Source organism: Niastella sp. OAS944 (assembly GCA_024809215.1).
In the GTDB taxonomy this organism is placed as follows: domain Bacteria; phylum Bacteroidota; class Bacteroidia; order Chitinophagales; family Chitinophagaceae; genus Niastella.
The window spans coordinates 280,203-299,226 of the sequence record JANUBW010000011.1; the positions used below are offsets into that span (position 1 = coordinate 280,203).

Genomic DNA, 19,024 nt, shown 5'->3' on the forward strand with positions numbered 1-19,024 from the left:
TTATAAACGTGCATCAACTAATTCTTTACTCAAAAGGGATTTTACATCAAACAGAACGCATGCGTTGCTGCATAACTTTTTGATGGTCTCATGGCTGAACTGCTTATGCGCTACAGCCAGTACCACTGCATTGTACTGCGATTGGGTAGCAGGCAGATCCTGCACTGTTCTTACACCATACTCTTCATATACATGTTCAGGATCGGCCCAGGGATCATAGATGTCGACTTCTACGTGGTAGCTTTGCAAGTGCCGGATAATGTCAATAACCTTGGTATTGCGAACGTCGGGGCAGTTCTCTTTAAAGGTAATACCTAAAACCAACGCTTTGCTTCCTGAAACAGGTATACTTTTTTTCACCATAAGTTTTATCACTTCCCCTGCTACATATGCGCCCATTCCATCATTTAACCTGCGGCCCGCCAAAATGATCTCGGGGTGATAACCTACTTCCATGGCTTTTTGCGCCAGGTAATAAGGGTCAACGCCTATACAGTGGCCACCTACTAAACCGGGCCTGAATGGCAAAAAGTTCCACTTTGTTGATGCTGCTGCCAAAACCTCCTGCGTATCAATATCCAACAGGTTGAATATTTTGGCCAGCTCATTTATAAAGGCAATGTTGATATCGCGTTGTGCATTCTCAATTACTTTGGCCGCTTCTGCTACTTTTATCGAAGGCGCCAGGTGTGTGCCCGCAACGATGATGCTTTTGTAGATCTCATTTACTTTTTGTGCAGCTTCGGGTGTAGAACCGGAAGTTACTTTTTTGATCTTTGTAACCGTATGTTCTTTATCGCCCGGGTTTATACGCTCGGGTGAGTAACCGGCAAAGAAATCTACGTTGAACTTCAGTCCCGATACTTTTTCCAGAATAGGTACGCACTCTTCTTCTGTTACACCGGGATATACAGTAGATTCATAAACCACGATATCGCCTTTCTTTAATGCCTTACCTACTGTTTCACTGGCTTTCACCAATGGAGTAAGATCGGGGCGGTTATATTTATCGACCGGGGTGGGAACCGTTACAATGAAAACATTGGTTGTTTTAATATCCTCTATCTGATCGCTCACCCATAAACCAACTGTGCTGTCCAATTTCTTCTTAATAACGGAGGTAAGCTGATCGCTGCTAATTTCCAGGGTGTGATCGTTACAAGACCTCAATTCGGCTATACGTTCTTTGTTGATGTCAAAGCCTATTACAGCGTACTTCTTCGCAAATTCAACTGCCAGTGGTAATCCTACATATCCTAATCCGATTACCGTTATGTGATACTGCTTTGTCTCTTCCATTTCTATTGTTATTAAAGAGTTTATTGAGATGAACCTTTTGCAAGGTTATTTTTATCAATGGCCACCAGGGCAAACCCAAGTGAAGGTAACATCACTTTCACCATTCTATTACTGATCTCCATCACCTGTCCGGTTTGCTGCATAAGAGGTCCTTGCATAATGGTCACTTCATCATTTACATTCACATCTATTCTTTCTACCTGAATGTGTTCATAATTCTGCAGGAACTGTTTCACCGCTTCAATCTCTTCATCGCGTATAACGGCAGGTTTTGCCTGAAAAGTTACAAAACCTATTACTCCATCGGTTTGCAGCACCGGAATGTGTGCTTTGGGCGCTAAACGAACCAGCACATACGACTTAAATAATGGTTCCAGTATTATTTTCTTACGGTCGCTCCAATTGCGCTCAAGTCTTTGCACCGGACAATAGTTCTCAATTTTTTTTTCATCGAGCAGTTCCGATACTTTCTTTTCCCATCGCGACCGTACGTAAAGAGCGTACCAACGTAAATTATCATCCATGGATTCAGGTTATCTTACGTCTCAGCGCAAAGCTCCCGCTACACCCAGTCACACGCTTAACTGAGAATCAATTTTTTATAAATTAAAAGTCTACTTGCATCAATACCAATTTCACGTTCTCTTCTTCGTTCGTCACGAGGAATATCAGATCGTAATGAGGTTATTGAGGTCCAATAAAGCAATAACAGTACACAAGTAAATAGTAATCCAGAGGCTATTCGAAAGGATTGGTTCAGAGGCTTTCGAAGGAAATCGGGCCTATGGGGTGATTCGAAAGGAAAATCGGGTGACGATCGGTAATTACAAGGGATGTTGGACGATCAGAGGGTTTTGAAGACGCTCAAAAGTAGAAAGTTTTTTGATATTATGCAATATCGGCGGTCGATTTTTATATACCATAATGTGGTAACTGGTAAAATACCCAATCATCTTATCTTCAGCATAACTACCTGGCGTACAATTCGTATTAACTACATACAACGATCGAAGAACTACATATTAATAATGTGTAAACAGCGAGGGGTCATATCAGTGCTTATCAAAATAAAACAACCTTTTTCAGGGAGTAAGAGTCCTGAAAAAGGTTGCTTCTCTGTTACCGGTTACCGGGTTGCCGGTTACCAGTTCGTGCCTCGTTATATTCAGTTACAGGTTACAAGTTCCAAGTTTCAAGGGCTTATATTCGGAACTCGCTATTAATGCCGGCAGAATTTGCGTATAGATCCTGAGTTAAGGTTTGCCGTTTTACGCTTAGCGAGCCAGGAATTTCGGAAACCATTGCCGATTCACGATTGCCGATTAAACGCGAGCCTCAAAATTGAACGCCCGTTTCACGTTTCACGTTTGCCGTTTCACGACAAAGACCGCGCAATCCCCAGCTCCAAACCACGTAATTCAGCCAGTCCGCGCAGGCGGCCAATAGCCGAATAACCTGGATTGGTCTTTTTATTCAGATCATCTAACATTTGGTGACCATGGTCGGGGCGCATAGCCAAATTCACTTTACGCTCCTGCATTACTTTCACCAGGTTCTTTACCACACTGTACATATCTACATCGCCTTCGAGGTGGTTGGCTTCGTAAAAATTGCCGTCGGCATCGCGTTGCGTGCTGCGCAGGTGAATAAAATTAATGCGGTTGCCAAATTGTAATACCATGGCTGGCAGGTCGTTATCGGCACGCACGCCAAATGAACCGGTGCAAAAGCAAAGGCCATTGCTGGCATTGGGCACTGCATCGAACAACTGTTGTACCTGCTCGGCATTACTTACCACACGGGGTAAACCGAAAATAGCATATGGAGGATCGTCGGGGTGAACCACCAATTTAACGCCAACCTCATCGGCAACCGGCGCCACCTGTTGCAGGAATTCAATTAGGTTCTGTTGTAATTTTTTGGCATCGATGCCTGCATAGGTATCAAGCGCAGCCTGAAACTGCTGCAGGGTAAAACTTTCTTCACTGCCAGGCAAACCAGCTATAACATTGCGTTGCAACAGTTTTTTCTCTTCCTCGCTCATGCCGGCCAGGCGTTCTTTTGCTTTAGCCAGCTCTTCGGGTGTATAATCTTTTTCTGCGCCTGGTCTTTTCAACATCAGCACATCAAATGCAACCATGGCTGCGCGTTCAAACCGCAGGGCTTTACTACCGTCTTCAACGGTGTAAGCGAGGTCGGTGCGCGTCCAATCGAGCACGGGCATAAAGTTGTACGTAACAACATAAATACCGCAGGCTGCCAGGTTACGAATGCTTTCACAATAATTGGCAATGTATTTTTTGTAATCTCCTCTTTGCGTTTTAATGTCTTCATGCACCGGCACGCTTTCCACTACCGACCAGGCTAGGCCTGCCGCTTCAATGGTTTCCTTGCGTTTCAGAATTTCTTCTTTGGTCCAAATGGAGCCATTGGGTACATGATGCAGCGCAGATACAACACCTGTGCAACCCGCCTGCCTGATATCTGCCAGGCTAACCGGATCGGCGGGGCCGAACCAGCGCATTGTTTGTTCAAATTGATACATAATGTAATTGTTTATAACAATTTTTCACAAGGTTACAATTTGTATGGATAGAATACACAAATTGCCTTCCTTAATTCTTTGCAAACGATTTCGAAAAATGTTGCGAAAATAGCCAGCAATTGCTAATCTTTGCCAGGGAACTCCTCTATGGATCAAGTGAATTTAAAACAGCTGGCGAAAGAACTGAACCTGGCCGTTTCAACGGTTAGCCGCGCTTTGCGAGACAGTCATGAAATAAGCCCGCAAACCAAAGAAAGGGTGCGCGAACTGGCCATGAAACTAGGTTTTCAGCCCAACCCCCATGCCAGTAGCTTAAGGCAGAACAAAAGCAAGACCATTGCGGTCATCATTCCTGAAATTGAGAACAACTTTTTCTCCCAGGTAATAAACGGCATTGAATCGGTAACGCCCAATAAGGGCTACCATGTGCTTATTTACCTTACGCACGAAGATTACAATAAAGAACGCGATATTCTGCAACTGCTGCGCAATGGCCGGGTTGATGGTATTATGATCTCGGTATCAAACACCACTACCAACCTCGATCATATTACAGCCTGGCAGCAGGCGGGCATTCCCCTGGTGCTTTTCGACCGTACCTGCGACGAGCTCGATGTGCCAAACATTATGACCAACGATGCCGAAATGGCTTTTAAAGCAACCGAGCATTTGTTGAAAAGAGGTTGTAAAAACATCGCCTTCTTAGGCATGGCCGGAAATCTCAGTATTTCAAATCGGCGCAAGGCAGGTTACCTTTCTGCCCTTGAAAAACATAAAGTGACAACACCGCCGCAGGTAATTGAATTAACGGCGAAAGATTATATCAACCGCGAAACCTTACATGCCATTTTTCAACAGCCGCAACACCCCGATGGCGTTTTTGCCGCCATTGAAAAATTTGCGGTGAACACATATGAGGTTTGTAAAGAATTAGACCTGCGTATTCCGCAAGACGTAAAAGTGGTCAGTTTTTCGAATCTGCAGGCAGCAGCCCTGTTCGATCCCGCCCTTTCAACTATTATTCAACCCGCATATGATATCGGCCGCGAGGCAGCAAACATTTTATTTAAGTTAATAGAAAAGAAAATGCTGATGCCGTACGAGAAAAAAATGATACTGCCATCACAACTGATTGAGCGGGCGTCAACGGCAACCGGCAGTTAAGTAAAAGGCGTTCGCCACTTGTGTAACGAACGCTCCGTATTTAACAATTATTTGCAACTTTCTATTATCGTTAGTATGTTTATTATAATGAAATTATTTTCATGAGAACTGAAGTTATTAGCTTTCTACTTATAGTGCTTACCGTGTTGGTTTCGTACAGGGGGTTTCAGGATCATTTCTTTTTTGAGAAGTATGAATTTGGTGTTGACAAAGTGAAGCTGTACCGGGATTTCAAACGGCTCATCACATCGGGCTTTTTGCATGTGAACTGGATGCACCTTATTTTCAACATGATCGGTTTGTTCTTTTTCGGCGGATCACTGGGCCCGCTTGATTTTGTATTGATCTATTTTGCCAGTATGGTTGGCGGCAATCTGCTTACACTGCTTGTTTATAAGAACCAGGGCGATTATTCTTCAGTAGGCGCATCGGGCGCGGTGAACGGTATCATCTTCGCCACCATTGCACTTGAACCCGGCATTAGAGTTATGTTTATGCCCGGCTGGTTATTTGGCCTTGTGTACATTGGTTTCACCATTTGGGGCGTTCGTTCAAAAAGAGATAATATTGGGCACGAAGCACATTTGGGCGGCGCCATCATTGGTATGCTGTTAGCTTGCGCCCTGCACCCCGCAGCACTGGTTCAGAATTATATTACCATTTTAATTATTGCCATCCCAACCATAGCATTCATATACCTCATTATAACAAGACCGCACATATTACTGGTAGATAATCTGTTTTACAATAAACATGTTGATCACTACTCCATAGATCACAAATACAACGAAAGCAAATACAGCCAGCAACAGGAAATTGACCGCATCCTCGATAAAATAAGCAAACGCGGCATTAACAGCCTTAGCCAAAAGGAAAAACAAATGTTGAAGGATTATAGTAAGAAATAACCACCTTCGCAGTACCAATACGTTTACCGAAACCTACATTATGAAGAAAGTTTGGCTGGCTGCCATTGTTACCCTGTTCTTTTATGCGCCATTACTGGCTGCATCGCAAAGAGATACCACTCTTACCGAAACAACTATCATTTTACATACAGCAAAGGGTGATATTAGCGGCACCCTCACCATTCCCGGCGACCACACAGGTAAAATGCCTGTTGCGTTGATCATTGCCGGCTCGGGCCCAACAGACCGCAATGGCAATAACCCTATGATGAAGAATGAGAGCCTGAAACTGCTGGCGCATGGGTTAGCGTCGCATAATATTGCATCACTTCGGTTCGATAAACGAGGAATTGGCGAAAGCAGAATTTCAGGTAAAACCGAAGCCGACCTGCGATTTGAAGATTACATTAACGATGCACGCGGCTGGATAGATACCTTAAAAAAAGACCCGCGTTTTACCAAAGTAATAGTGGCCGGCCACAGCGAAGGTTCATTGATAGGCATGATTGCTGCGCATAAAATGGCAGATGGTTTTGTTTCCATTGCCGGTGCGGGCCGTTCGGCAGATAAAATATTAAAAGAGCAACTGGCTGTTCAACCCGCCATGGTAAAAGACAGCAGCTACCCCATTATCGATAGCCTTGTAATGGGAAAAACAGTAGCCAATGTTCCTAAAATGCTCTTTGCTTTATTCAGACCCAGTGTACAACCCTACATTATATCGTGGTTTCACTACGACCCGCAAACGGAGATCAAAAAACTCACCATTCCGGTGTTAATACTCCAGGGCACAAACGACCTCCAGGTTACAGTTGATGATGCCAACCTGCTGGCCAAATCGCATCCCAAAGCGACGCTGGTACTTATAAAGAACATGAACCATGTTTTTAGAATAGTTGAAGGGGATAGAAAAGCCAACCTGGCTACTTACATTGCAGCTGACCCTATTAGTACTGAACTAATAACAACTATTGCTACATTCGTAAACAGGAAATAAACCATCACTCCACACCGGCCTTCGGCCATCTTACAGCGACATTACAGCGACCTTATAGCGACATTATAGCGACCTTATAGCGATGTTATAGCGACCTGCCTCCCGGTTAACTCCCTGGTAGCTCCCTGGCATGTCCCCGGCAACTCCATACCAACTACCCGTTCACGCTTTTGCACATCTATACATTGCGTACTGCTTAAGCATACCTGGTATATTTATGATAGTCATGGGCCGAGGTTGAAATGAGGTGGAATTAAGGTAATAAATGAGGCTGAATAGAGACGACAATAAAACCACCGTAAAAGGTAACTAACAGGCTGCAAACGGTAAACCGTGAATGGAAAACAAGATATTTTCACGGAAACGTTAGCGTAACAAAATTGCGCCAGCCCTAAAAACTAAGCTAAATTACCTCGGATTGCATCATTAATTGCCATTTGAAGTAAAAGTAGCTTAATACATGAGGCCACAGCTTTTAAAAGTATCACGTGAGATCCGCCATTCATTTAGCGTTCGGCAGGACCTCGTTCCCTACATCAATAACCGCTGGCACTACCACCAGGAGGTAGAACTAATTCATTTTAAAAAAGGCGAAGGCACCCAGTTTGTGGGTGACAGCATCAGGAACTTTAAATCGGGCGATGTGGTTTTGGTAGGCGCCGGCCTTCCCCATTACTGGCGCTTTAACGACGCTTTTTTCAGTGAGAACGAACGGTCAACGGTCGACATTAGGGTATGTCATTTTTGTGAGAACTTCTGGGGAGAACAATTTTTACAACTGCCGGAAAACATTAAGATCAAAAACGTGCTCGAAAAGGCCAAACGCGGTCTGCAGATCACTGGTAAAACCCGCACGGTGGTTGCGGAATTCCTTGACGTATTATTACATACCGAAGGGCCGCACCGTATTATGCTGCTTACCCAGGCATTGAACGCCATTGCCGAATGTGAGGAAGCGGAGCCATTAAGCTCTATTGGTTTCAAGCACGAACTGCCCGATGCGGAGCACGATCGCATCAACGCCATATACGATTTCTCGCTTAAAAACTTCAAACGTCCCATTCAGCTCGATGAAATAGCTTCTGTGGCTAACATTAGCCCCAATTCATTCTGCCGGTACTTTAAGTCAAAAACAAGTAAGACTTTTTCGCAATTTCTTATTGAAGTTAGGGTTGGGTATGCCTGTAAATTGCTCATAGAAAATAAAATGAGCATAAAACAGCTCTGTTTTGAGAGCGGATTCAACAATTTTACCAGTTTTCATAAGTACTTTAAACTAATTACTGGCAAAAGTCCGTTGAATTACCAGAAAGAGTTCATTCAAAAACAGTAGTACCCTTGCCTATGAGCATACGTTTACCTAAGAAGGTAGTTATAAGCGCTACCTTGGTTATTGCATTTAGTTTCAGCCCCCCGATCAATAAGTGGGAGTCGCGGTTTGTTACGATGGCCCCGAACGGGGTTTTACGTTACCATGCCGACGAACACGGTAATACCATTCCCGACTTCAGCCGTGTTGGTTATTATCAGGGCGATCAACCGATACCCGATGTACCGGTTGTAAAAACCGTTTCGCCAGGCGATACTAATAGCCAGGCCATTATTCAGCAGGCCATTGATGAGGTTGCTCAACGAAAACCCGATGCAAACGGTTTCCGCGGAACTATCTTATTAAAGAAAGGCACCTATAAAATTCCGGGCACCCTTTACATTCTCGCCAGCGGTATAGTTTTACGCGGCGAAGGGGAAGATGAACAAGGCACCAAACTGATTGCCACCGGCAACACGCAGCGGTCATTGATTGAAGTTATGGGCGATGGCTACCTGGAAGAAGTTGCCGGCACCCGCGCTTCTGTTACCGATGCCTATGTACCTACCGGCGCAACTACGTTAACACTTAACGCTGCAGATAAATATAAGGTTGGCGATAAAATAGTACTGGTTCGCCCGGCCACTGAAGAGTGGATAAAGGACCTGAAAATGGACGTTATTGACGCCCGTAAAGGAACCAAACAATGGAGTGCAGGCGAATATGAATTGTATTATGAACGCGTGATCACCAAAGTAAAAGGCAATACCATAACAATAGATTGCCCGGTAATGATGCCGTTGGAGAAGCAATACGGCGGCGGTTCTATATTTAAATATTCCTTTGAAGAACGCCTGTCGAAAGTGGGCATCGAGAACCTGCGTTGCGAATCGACCTTTGACAGTGATACCGCAGAAGATCATGGCTGGACAGCCATTCAGTTCAATAAAATTGAAAATGGCTGGGTGCGTCATGTTACTTCGCGCTATTTTGGTTATGCCTGTGTTCATTTAAACGAACTGGCCAAATGGATCACTGTTACCGACAGCCGCTGCCTCGATGCCAAGTCAAAGATCACCGGCAGCCGCCGTTACTCATTCAATAACGACGGGCAACAGAACCTGGTAATGAATTGCCACACTACCGAAGGGCGTCATGATTATGTTACCGGCGCACGCACCTGCGGCCCCAACGTTTTTTATAACTGTACTGCACGAAATGCGCATGCAGATATTGGTCCGCATCATCGCTGGTCGTCGGGCACGCTGTACGATAATATTATTACTGATGGTGAAATATGCATCCAGGACCGCGGCAACTGGGGCTCAGGCCATGGCTGGGCCGGCGTTACGCAGGTGTTATGGAACTGTACCGCCAAACGTGCTGCTGTACAAAGCCCCTGGGTTAGTGGAAAGAATTATTGTATAGGATTGAAAGGCGCCAAGTATGCCGGCCGCTTAGGGGGCCGCCTCGATGGCGAATGGGAAGGACAAAACAAACCTGGCTTGTCGCCTGTTTCGTTGTATATGACGCAGCTAAAAGCACGACACAGAAAATAGTCACAGTTCACTGTTCATAATTCACAGACAAAAAAGGGAGAGCCGCTTTTTACAAGTGGCTCTCCCTTTTTAGTTATTCAGTTGTTCAGTTATTATGTTGAATTTATGAACCGGCAATTGGTACAGCTCTCACTTTTACCACAACTTTCTTTACAACCTGCTTCTTCCCATCAGGTGAAATGTTAGGTCTGTGCGCTTCGCCGGGAAAGAAGATGATAAATGATCCGCCGGGTATAACATAGAATTTACCGGGTGCAGTATAGTTGGCAACGTCTTTTGCTTCATCATAAGGCTTTGTGGTAGAAGTAACTTCGGCCACCGGCCACTTGCCCATTTTTTCATCACCGGTAATAATACATTGCACATCGATGTACTTGCGGTGCGACTCCCAATTGGTTTTATCAAAATCTTTGCTTGGATCTTCAGTTACCGACACAAATACATTATCGCCATCAACAGGATATTTTCCTTTGGCCAAGGTTTTAAGGTCGTGTTCTTTCAAAAAAGCAAAGGCCTTATCCCAATACGGTTTATTGATAGCATACTGGCGGGCAAACTCTTCCTTATTAATAGATTTATGCGGCGTAAGCGCCACCCCATTCAACCATTCTTTTTTCTTATACCATTTGGCCGCTTTCGATTTGCTGATAGCAGTATCGGTCAACTGGGCATTTACCGACAGAACAGAAAAAGCAACTAATAAAACTGACAGTACCAGACCTTTTTTCATACGTGCAGAAATTATAATGGTGTAAATATAAGGCGTAAAAAGTTGACAAGTTAACGGGTTAACAAGTTGACAAGGACCTTAAGTGCCACCTTCTGACGAATAGCTGTTGTCACCTATTTCAAACCATTTATTTTATAACCCGCTGGTACCAGTGCCGGTAAATCGTTTGTCAGACACTTTTCCTTTTACCAGCACCTTAATAACAGTAGCCATTTTATCGGGCGCCTGATCGGGAACGGTTATTACCAATCCGTCTTTACCAGTGGCGGCAGCCAGCTTTTTACCGCCGGCCAGTAAGGTGGCCGATATTACAGATTGTGTCAATCCTGGCACTACCAACTTTTTGTCGGCCGGCCAGTTAAATACGCTCAGGTATAGGATGGTGTTATCTTTCTGTTCTTTCTTTGTTATTCTTCCCCAGGTAACGGCGGCCAGCGGACTGGCTTTTGTTCCATAAATAGCTTCGCCATTTACTTTCATCCAGGCGCCTACCTGTTGCAAACGGGCAATGCTTTCAGCAGGTATGGTACCATCATCTTTTGGCCCTACGTTCATTAAGTAGTTACCACCTTTAGAAGCAATATCAACCAGGTTCCTTACCATTACTTCTGCACTTTTCCATTCGTGGTCATTTTTCTTATAGCCCCAGGTATTGTTCATGGTCATGCAGGTTTCCCAATCTTTACCATCCAGCTCACTCTCTTTCGGGATCCTTTGTTCGGGCGTTTTATAATCACCCGCAAAATTGGGACGCTTTAACCGGTCGTTTGTGATAATATTGGGTTGCATTGCCAGCACCGCATTCAGCTTTTCGGCAAATTCATCGGTCATGCCCGTAGGTGTATCCCACCACAATACAGCTACATCACCATAATTGGTAAGCAACTCTTTTACCTGTGGTACAGCCACCTCATCAATATACTGCGACATTGTTTTTGAGGTTTGAGCGGGGTCCCAATGACCTTCGTGCGAGGCAATGTAGGCATCGATGGTTGCAGAATCGGGATTAGCCCAACCTTCGCTGGCCGCTTTCTTTGATGCCGCGCCGCCCGGGTTACACCAGTCCTGTGCCTGGGAGTAATAAAAGCCCAGCTTCATTCCGTATTTGCGACAGGCCTCAGCCAGTGGCGTCAACAGGTCTTTGCCATAAGGCGTAGCATCAACCATATTCCATTTGCTGGCGTTTGATTTAAAGAGGGCAAATCCATCGTGATGTTTGGCGGTGATCACAATATATTTCATGCCAGCGTCTTTAGCCAGCTTTACCCATGCATCAGCATCATACTTAACGGGATTGAAAGAGGAAGCAAATTGCTGATATTCGGCAACGGGGATTTTTCCGCGGTTCATGATCCATTCACCAATGCCTTTGATGGACTGGCCATTGTAATAGCCAGCAGGTACCGAATAAACACCCCAATGGATGAACATACCAAAACGGGCTTCGCGCCACCATTCCATGCGTTTATCGCGATTTACACTTTGAGCAGCATTTTGCGCCAGTGCAGTTTGCAGTAAACCAAACAACACGATTGCAGAAACGACTTTTTTCATGAGACGTTCTTTTTTATGCAACTAACGGAAAAATATGGTTGGAATGACCGAGAAGGGTGGGGAATTATTAAGTTATTTTAGCGTGGAAGCATATTACGCAAGCAGCTCTCTTATTTCTGCTGCTTTATTTTCAAATTCGTTTAATTCTAAGCCACTTATGGGTGCATCAAGCCATGTCAGCAGCTCAATTAATGTATTATTGGCATCACCTAATTCATTAAGATATTTAAGTTGCTCCGGCTCAGTAATGGGTAATAATCGATGATGAAACAACTGATTCCTCAGGTCTTTTACTTCATTTAACTTCTGATAAAGATCTTTTCGTTTAATTGTTGGCGGTAACAGAGGAAATATCTGTATTGGTAATCCTTTAACACTTTTATAAAAATCTTTACTGAAAAACTCAACCCATAATGCCAACCCAACCTCAATCAAAAAACCTTTTTCATTTAATATAAACCCTTTAGGTTTTCTTTGTAATATAAATTCCGCTTCCCGTTTAATAAGATTACTGTCATCGCTTGAATTAATTTGAAGCGTAAACCAGTTAGCCCCTAACCTCTCTTTAAACAATTGAAATAACCGATTCTTTAGAAGAGTTTCCACCAAATAGTACTTCGGATAGAAAGTAGCGTACAAATCCAAACTAAGGTGAAGCAATCTATCCTTATTACCACTTTTAATTTTTTTTTTATTGTCAGATGTCATAAATGTATTATCTTTACTATACCCCACACAGCTTAGTAACTCCTCTTACGCAAGTAATGAAACTAAGCTTTTTTTATTATTGTTACAGGTCCTGAACTATGCCTACTTCGATCAGCGTAATAATCACCTTTCAACATTAATGGACTTATACAAGGTTTAATCATTACACTAGTCATTCCATGATGCATATATTCATTATTTGCAAATTCGGGTTTTCTTTGAGACAAGTATTCCCATTTAAGCGTAAATAGCGATGAGGTCTGAACTTCAATCCCAGCCATTATTGATCTTGATGTCGCTTTTTCTCCATCTAAAAAGATATAAATCTTCGTCCAGGTTTGTGTTATAGTTAGTATACCCTCATATTCTGTGGCATAATTGTCTATTGAGGACTTCATAAGCATTGTCCAGGTACCATTTAGATTTGGCGTACTTAATAACCTATTAAGCCAGGGCAACTTCCAAAGAACCTGATCAAACAACCAATAGAATGTACCAAATACAGCGAATGCAGAGGGAACCGGCATCCATGAAGGTGTGTTTATATAATTCTTCAAAATCAGTATTGTTGAGATACTTAATATCCCTAAAACTCCAATAACGGTTTTACGTTCGTCTGAATTAATGCTATAGGTGTGCATCTAACTATCTCCTATCCTCACTTAAGGTTTTACATTTTAATAAGATATTTCCACCTTATTGGATTGCATTTCCATCGAAGGCTGGTGCTGATCCTTAAAACCGGGATTAATTGCATCATACTGAACCTTATAATTATTACCTTTATTAAGTTCATAAAACTCTTTTAATGAGATAGCTGAACTTATTTCTTCACCTGGTTGCAACAGTATATATTCATCGGGTGTTCTTGTACAGTTAGCCATCATTCCTAAATAATCAATTTCATCACCGTTACTATTCTCAATTTCAAAATAATTGTTTCGCACTTGTCCATCGTAATAAACTACTTGCTTATTCAAATAAATACTATTACCTGATTTATTCCGAAAAACCAGGTGAGCTGTCATTGTTTCGTTTTCTTCAACTGACAACTTAACTTCTACAACATGGGCGTCCATAAAATTTCTATTTGTATTCTGTTATAAAAAAAGCATACGAATCGGCGTTATACAATGCTTTACGTAAGCTAATATTGGGTAAATTCTCACAAAAGCCATCATAGTCGTGATCCCTTGTACTCCCTATACTTTTAAAATGTGATACTTCATGAATTAACACAGTAGCCTTGGTATATTTCTTCGATGATTTATCATTCCAAAAATGGCTTCCTAAATAAATTGTTCTGAGCTCGTCCGTTGAATATACCATGGCAAACAACTTCTGATAATCTCCTTCGTACGATATCTTATCAAACATTCGTAACGTCACCTCCTTGAAAAACTTTATCTGCCTTTCCATCCGCTCTACAATAACAGCTTTTCTTTCATCTGTGAAAAGGCCAAACCACTTCACAAACCTCTCCATTGTTTCTGGATCATCCTTCACCAATAATGCCAACCTGTGTTGTAACAAAACAATACATTCTTTTATTACCTTGCCAACAATAGCAATCTTCTCGCTGTCTGATGGTTCTTTGAAACCATCTGTAGGCACCAGGAATTTCAAGCCCATACTTTCTCCAATCAACACAGTCGTACCCCCTCCTATTACTACTCCACCGTGTTCACAGCTATCGCCCGAACGGGCGGCGGGTCTACCGCCGATAAATACACCGCCTGATCCACTTATTATTTTATCGGGCGGGCCTACACAAATACAGTCATCGCCTTCGGTTGCTGCTGGTTTGCCTTCTATTATTACAGTTACACATCCGGGACCAATCACCGGTCCACCAACGTGTGATGTGCCGTTTGGTTGTACCATCGGACAGTTATGCCCATCCCCTAGCCTTGCTGCTGGTTTACTCACAATATGAAATTTATAGTCATGCCAAGACACATGCCTTGCGCGGAACAATTGCCTAATACGCTGAATGGTTGGTGCTAACTAATAGATGCCTTGTAGATGTTGTTGCTAAAAAATCAGAGATACTTAACGCAGTGATAAAATCAAATATATGTATAATTCAATTACAGACAAAAAAAGTACCGCCCGGTTGAGCAGTACTTTTTTGTTGATGTCTTATGCATTCCGACCTCAGTACTTTACCACAATGCGTACGACTTTGTATTTACCATCCGTTACATGCAAAAAATAATATCCATTGGGTTTGCTCGTAAGATCAAATTGCACTTCATTGCTTTCAGCTGAAAGTGAATTGACGCCAACAACACTTCCTTTATTGTCCAATACAGTGAATACATAATTCTTTCCCTTTACCGGAACAATGCGCGCAGTAAAACTACCGCGCGTGGGATTAGGGAACGCCCGTAAAAAGAATTCATTTGTTACCGACTCAAGCCCTAATACCAATATCGTTTGTTGTACCGGGATACCAGGCTCATAATTTTCATTACCAGGTTGGCCTGCCTGAACCGTTACCAATCCCTCGCCTGTTAATTTCACCGTATTGCCGGTTATTGTTCCCGGCCCCGATGCCACTGTAAATGCAACTGGTAAGCCTGACGTTGTTGTTGATGCCAATGCTACCTGTTCGTACTTTATCTTAGGCGCAATAGCCGCAAATGTTATACTTTGCTGTGCCTTATTTACAACCACTGTTTTTTCTACCACCACAGGAAAGTACCTGTCGTCACCCGCCTGGGTGAAGCGTAACGTAATGGTGCCCGCTCCGGTTATGGTCACCACTGAATCGCTCAACGTACCCGGACCAGCAACCAGTTCTGTTGTTACCGGCAACCCCGAACTTGCGCTTGCCACCAGCTCAAACGGCTCATCACCATAAGTTTGCCCGGGGATCTCATTGATGGCGATCGTTTGCTGCCGCCGCTCGTACAACTCCCATTCAGCGAACTGCGTACCCGTATTCCCATTATTGGCTGTTATCATAAGTCGGTAATAACTATACGCTGTACTGTTATTATTGATGAGATAAGTTTTTTTCAGGAACCGCGTTGCAAATACCTCATCGTTTCGGGTATCAATAACAGTCCAGTTGACGCCATCATTTGACCCGGAGAGCGTCCAGTTCTTTGGATCGCGGGTGGGCACATCGTTGGCTGACGTTATGGTATAATAAGTTACTATAGCGGCTACTGTTGACTGATACTGCACCCACAAATTAGTACGTCCGCTGCGATAATATTTTGTTTGCGAACTATTATCAATAAGCTTTGGATAATCTTCATTCGCATTGGTATTAGCGTACTGCGCGGTAATGATGCCGCCATTATCAGTAAGATCAAACGAAGTGCCGGGCACTGTTCCAAACGATACGCGTGGCTCACCGGCAATTTGGATGGCCCTTGCCCGCAATGAATCGCGCAACTGATTTTGCAATTGTTGCGTGGTAGCAATATTCTGTACCGCCTGTGCACCCATTCGCTCTTCGAGTTGTTGCAGGTACAAACTACGTGGCAGCACAGGTGTTCCCCAGCTTTCCCAATAACCTGTATTTACCTGCACAAGCCCAATACAGCCTATACCCCAGTTGCGTGCAGTGGGCGGGCTCTCTACTTCAAAATCACTTTTTACCGAGCGGCAATTCCAGAACATGGTTTGCGCACCTGCCCAACCATGCCCCGTTCCTGATGCACCTCTGTTCTGCACCCGTATTCGGCCACCATAAATGTTATCGAACAACAGGCCGGTACTCCAACGATGATGCGGGCCTATATCATCGAACGTATTCTCAGCCACACAATCCAAAAACACATTTGGACCAGTTACCCGGGCGCCGCTTACGTAATCATGACGGCCACCCCAGGTCATACAACGTTGAAATAAATTACTGGTAGCATACCCATCGAGGTTAAAGGAATATTTTCTGCCGCCTGTTGTTATGGACTTAGGATCTATCATGGCACAATCTTCCACTGTATTGAACCGGGAATTTCCTAATATGCTTACACAGGAGTTGCCGAAATATTTTGCTACTACATTCTTCACCCAGCTATTTTCAACACGGGCCATGTAGATAGCCACCCAGCCATGGTTTTCGCTGGTATCGCTGATGAAATCCGATTCCAGGCGCAGGTTTTCTACACCGCATTCGCGTATGCGGCCGGTAACATTCGAGCGGTAAATATCTGCACCGCCATATGCCTGCTCAACAGGATCAACAATGGGAATGTTTAGCGTAAGTGTATTCCCCTGCACCGCTACTACCTGCCGTTCAAATGTAGTGCGGTATTGTGCGGTTGTCCACCCGTACTGGCGCATATCGAGGGTGTCGATCCAGGCTTCATTGGGCGTTCGTTGAATTACAACATTACTGCCCGCCACAAATGTATGTCCGGCAGGAACGGTAATTGTTTTTGTACCCGTTGGCACATAAGTATCGGCAATGTGCACCCTACTTCCGCTTATTTCGCCATAACCACTTCCTGCGCCCTGTAACACAATAAAGTTATGTTGCACACTGCGGGTAGCAATTAATACGGTACCGGTAATACCATTGCCTTCGCCCCGTAACACCACGCCCCCCGCTTTAATAGTGAGGGAACTATCAACCTGGTATACCCCGGCTTTTAATAAGATGGCGCCGCGCCAGCCATTGGCGTTGGCCGGCAATGCAGATACACTGTCAATAGCAGACTGAATAAGCGCCCGGCAATTACCCTGTACCGCCTGTACAGTTTTTATTACCGGCACATTTGGAAGACTTACACCACCACCCCGGTAGCCGCAATTGGAGAAATCGGGCACTTTGTTCACCGCATTGGTCTGATGCGCATTCGCGTAATTGTTATACACCAGCTGACCATTTTGTAATGATACCAATGGGGCCTGTGCGGTAGCGTGAGAAAAACAGAGAATAGAAAAGAGAGCGGAAAGTGTAGAGAAAAGAAAGATCCTTCGCCAGGATGCACATAGCACACCTGGCATAGCAGCAATCGTTTTGATTAACATGGAACAGGTTTTTTGTTGGTTAATGTATGGTTTAAAACAGATGTGCCACGTCTCAAAGAGCGTGGCACATCTGTTTTTATCTTCTATTTCTTATTCTGTCTTAACAATGCTTCCAAATAATAATAATCAGCATAATTGAGCGGCACATCTACTTCACTATTCGCAGGTTTTGAACCGGTGCTGTGCAACAAGAGAAAACCTTTGTTATCCCCTATTGGCGAACGGTAACTTTTGGTAAGGCTTTGTAAAATGGTATTAGTTACAGACAGGTATTCTTTTTTGTTCTTACTGTATTTAGCCAATTCCAATAAACCTGACGCTATTACTCCTGCAGCAGATGCATCACGTGGTTCATTGGGAATAGCAGGCGCATTGAAATCCCAATAAGGTACTTTATCTGCCGGCAAATTTGGATGGGTTAGAATATACTTCGCAACATGCTCCGCCTGTTGCAGGTAAGCTATGTTTTTGGTTTCGCGGTAACACATGGTATAGCCATATAAAGCCCATGCCTGTCCGCGCGCCCAGGCAGATTCGTGCGCATAACCCTGGTGTGTATTTTTCTTTACCGCTTTACCCGTCAGCGTATCATAATCAATTACGTGATATGAACTATAGTCGGGTCTGAAGTGATTCTTCATGGTGGTGTTGGCATGGCTTACCGCTATCTTGTAAAAAGAAGAATCGCCGGTGAGCCTGGTAGCTGCAAATAACAATTCCAGGTTCATCATATTATCGATGATAACCGGATAACCCCATTGTTCTTTATGATGGTCCCATGAACGAATACAGCCTACCGTTGGGTTAAAGCGGGTACTTAATGTTTTGGCCGACTGAATGATCACGTCTTTATACGCAGCCTCTTTTGTAATTTGGTAACCGGTACCGTAACTACAATATACTTTGAAACCCATATCGTGGGTACCGCCATTGAACTTTTCTTTTTCAATAAGTGCGGTATAGGTCTCTGCTTTAGTTTTCCATTCGGGTTTCTTAGTGAATGCATATAACATCCACAATTCACCGGCGAAGAATCCGCTTGTCCAGTCTTTGGAAGGCACCATTTTCAGTTCGCCATTTTCGAGGGTACGGGGTGCTACCAGTTCGGGTTTGGTTGTTCTTATTTCAGCCACATTGGTAAGCATTACCTGGGTTTGCTTTTCGGCATCGGCAAATACCTGTGCTGTTTTTACAGCCTGCGCTTCGGCCATGAAGCCGGCAACCATTAAAGCAAAAGCACCATAGAGTTTTTTATGCAT

General features: G+C 43.9%; 16 protein-coding genes. 5 read left to right on the forward strand and 11 right to left on the reverse strand.

What is annotated here, in order from left to right; translation table 11 throughout:
- The 3 genes from GGD38_RS32590 to uxuA all read right to left on the reverse strand — a co-directional run bounded on the left by GGD38_RS32590 (position 1) and on the right by uxuA (position 3,844).
- On the reverse strand, positions 1–1,299 hold the full coding sequence (locus GGD38_RS32590; protein ID WP_375296558.1) for a nucleotide sugar dehydrogenase: 1,299 nt from the start codon (positions 1,297–1,299) through the stop codon (positions 1–3).
- Positions 1,300–1,319: 20 nt separating this feature from the next.
- Positions 1,320–1,823, reverse strand: a complete 504-nt coding sequence (locus tag GGD38_RS32595; protein WP_375296559.1) for a transcription termination/antitermination protein NusG — start codon at positions 1,821–1,823, stop codon at positions 1,320–1,322.
- Positions 1,824–2,674: 851 nt separating this feature from the next.
- Positions 2,675–3,844, reverse strand: coding sequence for a mannonate dehydratase (uxuA, locus tag GGD38_RS32600; RefSeq protein ID WP_375296560.1), 1,170 nt, complete (start codon positions 3,842–3,844; stop codon positions 2,675–2,677).
- A 147-nt stretch (positions 3,845–3,991) separates the two neighbouring features.
- Here uxuA and GGD38_RS32605 point away from each other — a divergent pair, with 147 nt between their 5' ends.
- The 5 genes from GGD38_RS32605 (at position 3,992) to GGD38_RS32625 (ending at position 9,781) form a co-directional block, all read left to right on the forward strand.
- A complete protein-coding gene (locus tag GGD38_RS32605) occupies positions 3,992–5,008 on the forward strand; it encodes a LacI family DNA-binding transcriptional regulator (protein WP_375296561.1) in 1,017 nt (338 codons plus the stop codon).
- A 101-nt stretch (positions 5,009–5,109) separates the two neighbouring features.
- Positions 5,110–5,916: a rhomboid family intramembrane serine protease gene (locus tag GGD38_RS32610; RefSeq protein WP_375296562.1), complete on the forward strand. Its 807-nt coding sequence runs from the start codon at positions 5,110–5,112 to the stop codon at positions 5,914–5,916.
- 40 nt (positions 5,917–5,956) lie between these two features.
- Positions 5,957–6,913 carry an alpha/beta hydrolase gene (locus tag GGD38_RS32615; RefSeq protein ID WP_375296563.1) on the forward strand — a complete coding sequence of 319 codons (957 nt, stop codon included), beginning with the start codon at positions 5,957–5,959 and terminating at the stop codon, positions 6,911–6,913.
- Positions 6,914–7,373: 460 nt separating this feature from the next.
- A complete protein-coding gene (locus tag GGD38_RS32620; RefSeq protein WP_375296564.1) occupies positions 7,374–8,246 on the forward strand; it encodes an AraC family transcriptional regulator in 873 nt (290 codons plus the stop codon).
- Between the two features lie 11 nt (positions 8,247–8,257).
- On the forward strand, positions 8,258–9,781 hold the full coding sequence (locus GGD38_RS32625) for a hypothetical protein (protein WP_375296565.1): 1,524 nt from the start codon (positions 8,258–8,260) through the stop codon (positions 9,779–9,781).
- Between the two features lie 103 nt (positions 9,782–9,884).
- On the opposite strand, the gene GGD38_RS32630 is transcribed toward GGD38_RS32625, so the two are convergent.
- From GGD38_RS32630 to GGD38_RS32665, 8 genes are all read right to left on the reverse strand, one after another.
- Positions 9,885–10,511, reverse strand: coding sequence for a YhcH/YjgK/YiaL family protein (locus GGD38_RS32630; RefSeq protein ID WP_375296566.1), 627 nt, complete (start codon positions 10,509–10,511; stop codon positions 9,885–9,887).
- A gap of 132 nt (positions 10,512–10,643) precedes the next feature.
- Complete coding sequence (locus tag GGD38_RS32635) at positions 10,644–12,065, reverse strand: alpha-L-fucosidase (protein WP_375296567.1); 1,422 nt, start codon at positions 12,063–12,065, stop codon at positions 10,644–10,646.
- A gap of 93 nt (positions 12,066–12,158) precedes the next feature.
- A complete protein-coding gene (locus GGD38_RS32640; protein ID WP_375296568.1) occupies positions 12,159–12,773 on the reverse strand; it encodes a hypothetical protein in 615 nt (204 codons plus the stop codon).
- Between the two features lie 62 nt (positions 12,774–12,835).
- Positions 12,836–13,414: a hypothetical protein gene (locus GGD38_RS32645; RefSeq protein ID WP_375296569.1), complete on the reverse strand. Its 579-nt coding sequence runs from the start codon at positions 13,412–13,414 to the stop codon at positions 12,836–12,838.
- A gap of 36 nt (positions 13,415–13,450) precedes the next feature.
- On the reverse strand, positions 13,451–13,852 hold the full coding sequence (locus GGD38_RS32650; RefSeq protein WP_375296570.1) for a hypothetical protein: 402 nt from the start codon (positions 13,850–13,852) through the stop codon (positions 13,451–13,453).
- Between the two features lie 7 nt (positions 13,853–13,859).
- Positions 13,860–14,702, reverse strand: a complete 843-nt coding sequence (locus GGD38_RS32655) for a PAAR domain-containing protein (RefSeq protein WP_375296571.1) — start codon at positions 14,700–14,702, stop codon at positions 13,860–13,862.
- Between the two features lie 228 nt (positions 14,703–14,930).
- Positions 14,931–17,765: a T9SS type A sorting domain-containing protein gene (locus GGD38_RS32660; protein ID WP_375296572.1), complete on the reverse strand. Its 2,835-nt coding sequence runs from the start codon at positions 17,763–17,765 to the stop codon at positions 14,931–14,933.
- Between the two features lie 83 nt (positions 17,766–17,848).
- Positions 17,849–19,024 carry a glycoside hydrolase family 88 protein gene (locus GGD38_RS32665; protein WP_375296573.1) on the reverse strand — a complete coding sequence of 392 codons (1,176 nt, stop codon included), beginning with the start codon at positions 19,022–19,024 and terminating at the stop codon, positions 17,849–17,851.